The organism is uncultured Maricaulis sp., assembly GCF_963976135.1.
Taxonomy (GTDB): Bacteria; Pseudomonadota; Alphaproteobacteria; order Caulobacterales; family Maricaulaceae; genus Maricaulis.
In genome coordinates, this window is the sequence record NZ_CAXBKN010000157.1 from 1 (window position 1) to 3,706 (window position 3,706).

General features: G+C 63.0%; 5 protein-coding genes and 1 tRNA gene. 2 read left to right on the top strand and 4 right to left on the bottom strand.

The features are described 5' to 3' along the window. Positions 1 to 780 (top strand): hypothetical protein (locus tag AAC023_RS13955; protein ID WP_339741814.1); only part of this gene is annotated, 780 nt, incomplete at its 5' end. A 22-nt stretch (positions 781 to 802) separates the two neighbouring features. On the opposite strand, the gene AAC023_RS13960 is transcribed toward AAC023_RS13955, so the two are convergent. From AAC023_RS13960 to AAC023_RS13975, 4 genes are all read right to left on the bottom strand, one after another. After that, complete coding sequence (locus tag AAC023_RS13960; RefSeq protein WP_339741816.1) at positions 803 to 1,345, bottom strand: GNAT family N-acetyltransferase; 543 nt, start codon at positions 1,343 to 1,345, stop codon at positions 803 to 805. Between the two features lie 124 nt (positions 1,346 to 1,469). Then, the gene (gene rpmA / locus AAC023_RS13965) at positions 1,470 to 1,739 is read right to left on the bottom strand and encodes a 50S ribosomal protein L27 (RefSeq protein ID WP_339741818.1); all 270 of its coding nucleotides are present in this window, start codon (positions 1,737 to 1,739) and stop codon (positions 1,470 to 1,472) included. A gap of 3 nt (positions 1,740 to 1,742) precedes the next feature. Next, positions 1,743 to 2,432, bottom strand: a complete 690-nt coding sequence (locus AAC023_RS13970; RefSeq protein WP_339741820.1) for a 50S ribosomal protein L21 — start codon at positions 2,430 to 2,432, stop codon at positions 1,743 to 1,745. Between the two features lie 193 nt (positions 2,433 to 2,625). Beyond that, positions 2,626 to 2,940 (bottom strand): hypothetical protein, encoded by a 315-nt coding sequence (locus AAC023_RS13975; RefSeq protein WP_339741822.1) that lies wholly within the window; start codon positions 2,938 to 2,940, stop codon positions 2,626 to 2,628. Positions 2,941 to 3,618: 678 nt separating this feature from the next. Here AAC023_RS13975 and AAC023_RS13980 point away from each other — a divergent pair. Then, positions 3,619 to 3,706 (top strand) — tRNA-Ser (locus tag AAC023_RS13980).

Genomic DNA, 3,706 nt, shown 5'->3' on the forward strand with positions numbered 1-3,706 from the left:
GGGAGCCCGGTGATGATAGCCTCTGCCTTCGCCGGCGCCGCGCTCGGCAGCGTCGCGCTCTATTGGTTTGTGCAGCAGCCGGAAGCGCCGGAAGAGCGCTTTTATGGCGTGGCCGAATTCAACCTGCTCGACCGGAACGGCGATAACCGGCTGGTGCTGGAGGAAGTGCTGCTGGCAGCGGGGACGGCGCGGGAGAACCTGACCCGCCGCTTTGAAGCCGGCCGGGCCGCGAGCTATGGCGATCTGACCGGGTTGGGAGGCGCCGTCTTTGCCTCCATTGCCCGCAACCCGCCGCTGGATGTCTTCCGCTTCGTCTATGCGCCGCAGACCATCAGTGATGGTTGCTGGGCCGGTGTTGAGACGATCCACCGGCAGCGCATGGAGTCTGATTTCCGCTTCTGGGATGCTGGTGGGGACGGGACGGTGTCGGTAGCGGAATACAGCCGGGTGCGCCTCGCATTCTATCGTGCCGAATTTGATGGATATGACCTGTCTGGAGATGGCCTCATCAGTCGCCACGAATGGCTGGAACAGGACACGGACGCTATGAGGAATAGTCTGCGGGCTGCCGGTCCGCCAAGCCCACTCTCCTTGGTCGACCTTCCCGCCCTGTGCGCGGCCGAAGCGCAGCTGCCGGTTTATGACTACTGGAGCCCGCAACGTGACGCCCCGCCAGAGGGGGCAGGTCCGGACAGTCTGTCCGAGATGCATCAGTTCCGCGACCTGACGCGCGATGGCGATATCACGTTTGAGGAATTCCTGGCCTTGAAGGGGCGCTGATCCTGAATGGTTGGCGGCAGCCCTATGCTGCCGCCAGATCCAGTCTCATATCCAGGCAATTGGCACGCGCCAGCCGTCCGAGGCAGAATTGCTCGCAGGCTTCGCCGGTATAGCGAAAGCCAAGCTTTTCCAGCACACGGCCCGAGGCGGGATTATCGTCATAATGGCCCGCGGTGACGGCCGGGGCTGCCAGCTCGTTACGGGCATAGTTGATCAGGGCCTGTCCGGCCTCGGTCGCCAGGCCACGACCCCAGAACGGCTTGGCGATCCAGTAGCCGATTTCCCACTCGCTCTCGGGCGAGCGCCGGAAGATCCCGGCCATGCCGCAGATCGCCCCGTCATCGCCGTCGCGCGCCTCGATGACGAGGTGCCGGTTGGCGGTCTTGTTCCAGCCGGCGCGGCGCATCAGCACCCACATCTCCGCCGCCGGCACCGGATAGGGGTGCGGGATCAGCATCGTCATTTTCGCGATATCGTAGTCGCCGGCATAGCGGGCGATATCGGGCGCATCGCGCATTTCCGGCGGGCGCAGCAGTAATCTTCCAGTCTCGATCCGCGGACCCATCTCGATCTCCATCGGGCGGCGGGGAGGCAAACAAAAAGGGAGACGGTGACCCGTCTCCCCTGATGCGCTATCGCGCTGTCGAGCCCCGCTGGTATCAGCGAACGGCTCGATATGTGCGAACCGTTTATTCGGCGGCGTCTGCCATCGGCTGAACCGATACATAGGCCTTGTTGTTGGCTTTCTTGGCGAAAACCACACGGCCTTCGGTAAGGGCGAAAAGGGTGTGATCCTTGCCCATGCCGACATTGGCTCCAGGATTAACCTTGGTGCCGCGTTGGCGCATGATGATGTTGCCCGGAATGACCGTCTGGCCGCCATATTTCTTGACGCCAAGGCGGCGACCAGCGGAGTCGCGACCGTTACGGGATGAACCGCCTGCTTTTTTATGAGCCATTGATTAGCCCTCCGTTCCTTGAGCGAGCGTCTTGGCTTGCTCGATCCAACCTTCACGTTCGATACGGCCCTTGAAGCTCAGCTTTTCGCCGAAATCCTCAACATCGGCCGGGGTCCAGGCTGCGATCTGCGCGAAGGTGGTGATGCCTTCAGCGTGCAGCTTCTTTTCCAGGGCCGGGCCAACGCCGGAGAGGACCTTGAGGTCATCCGCGGCGGCTTTCTTCGGTGCGGCAGCCTTTTTCGCTGCAGCAGGCTTGGCTTCGGCTTTCGGTGCAGCGGCCTTCTTTGGCGCAGCGGCCTTGGCTTTTGGAGCAGCCTTGGGAGCCTCGACTTCGGTCGGGGCCGCGGTCGTGGTCTTCAGGGCCGTCTTGGCCTTGGTGCCTGGCAGCACGATCTCGGCGATACGCACAACCGTGCCCCACTGGCGGTGACCCTGGGTGCGGCGGTAATTCTGGCGGCGGCGCTTCTTGAAGACGATGATCTTGCGGGAGCGATTGGTGTCGAGCAGTTCGCCGATCACCTGGGCACCGTCAATCACAGGCGAGCCAACGGTCACGCCTTCATCACCACCAAGCATGAGCACGGGACCGAGCGACAGGGTGTCGCCGGGCTGGCCTTCAAGCTTCTCGATACGAATTTCGTCGCCGGCTGCAACGCGGTACTGCTTACCGCCGGTCTTGATCACTGCAAACATGATCTCTGTTTCCTTTGTTCAGCAACGTCCCCCGCCGGTTTGCCCGGCATTGGCGCGGCTCTTTTTCTTCACCCCGTATCTCCGGGGCGTTGTTTCAACAATTACCAGCCCGGGCAGCGAGCTGCACAGACAGGAGCGGGCGTTATACGCACGCCGTGGCGAGAGTCAATGCGGACTCAGCGTTCGGCCAGTATCAGGTGCCGGGCGGATCGAATGGGCGCACCTGGCTGCGATCAGCGGCACCAATCGCGTTGACGGCCTCTCCGGTTCGGTCGGCTTGTTCAGCCCATTCGGAGTCGCGGGCACAGACACGTTCATACATGCGCGTCCCGGTGATCTGGACGCGGCGGCAGGTGAAGGTGTCGCCGTCAGAGATTTCGCCATTCTCGGGCAGGGCTGCGACACGTTCGGCCATGGTCGGCCCTGCATCCGGGTCCACCGGCGTCGTGCAGGCCCCCAGAGACAGCAGCGCGGCGCTCGCCAGCAGCGAGGCGGTCAATCGAGTCATGGGGTTCCTTTCACAAAGACATTAATGGGTAGAATTGCACAGGCAATTTGTTGTTGTCAAAGCGTCCGGAGAGTCAATCGCTATCGATTCGAGCCCGGTGCCGTCCGTATCGGGGGCGGACGGTATTGGAACACGGGTTTGCGTGCGTCTGTCCGGTCGGCCTCGGAAATGCGGCTGACGGCCTCGCGGGTGCGATCCGCCTGATCCTCCCATTGTGAGTCGCGGGCGCAAACGCGTTCAAAACGGCGCGTCCCGGTGATCTGGATGCGACGGCAGGTGAAGGTGTCCCCATCCGAGATCTCGCCATGTTCGGGCAGGGCCGCAATGCGTTCAGCGAGGGTGGGGCCAGCGTCCGGGTCCACCGGAGCGGCGCAGCCGGCAATCGCGACGGAAAGACTGCCGAGCAGAATGAGAGTTGTGGATTGAGCTATGTGATTTCCCCTTTCGGTCGAGCCAAGCCTAGCACACTCCCTCACACGAGGAGGTTGTAAAAACGAAACGGCAACCTCTGGAATCGGCGCCGGCCCGGCGCGCGCAACGCCATGCAGGCACGCCTCGTGGCGGTTCCGCGGGCCGACCGGCCCAGGTCAGGCCTGTCGCGACCGGGACCGCACTGGCATTGCTGCGCCACGCCCACTTGATTTTCCGCGTGTGCTCGTACAAACAACGCATCCCCGCGGAGAGGTGCCAGAGTGGTCGATCGGGGCGGTCTCGAAAACCGTTGAACCGCAAGGTTCCGAGGGTTCGAATCCCTCTCTCTCCGCCA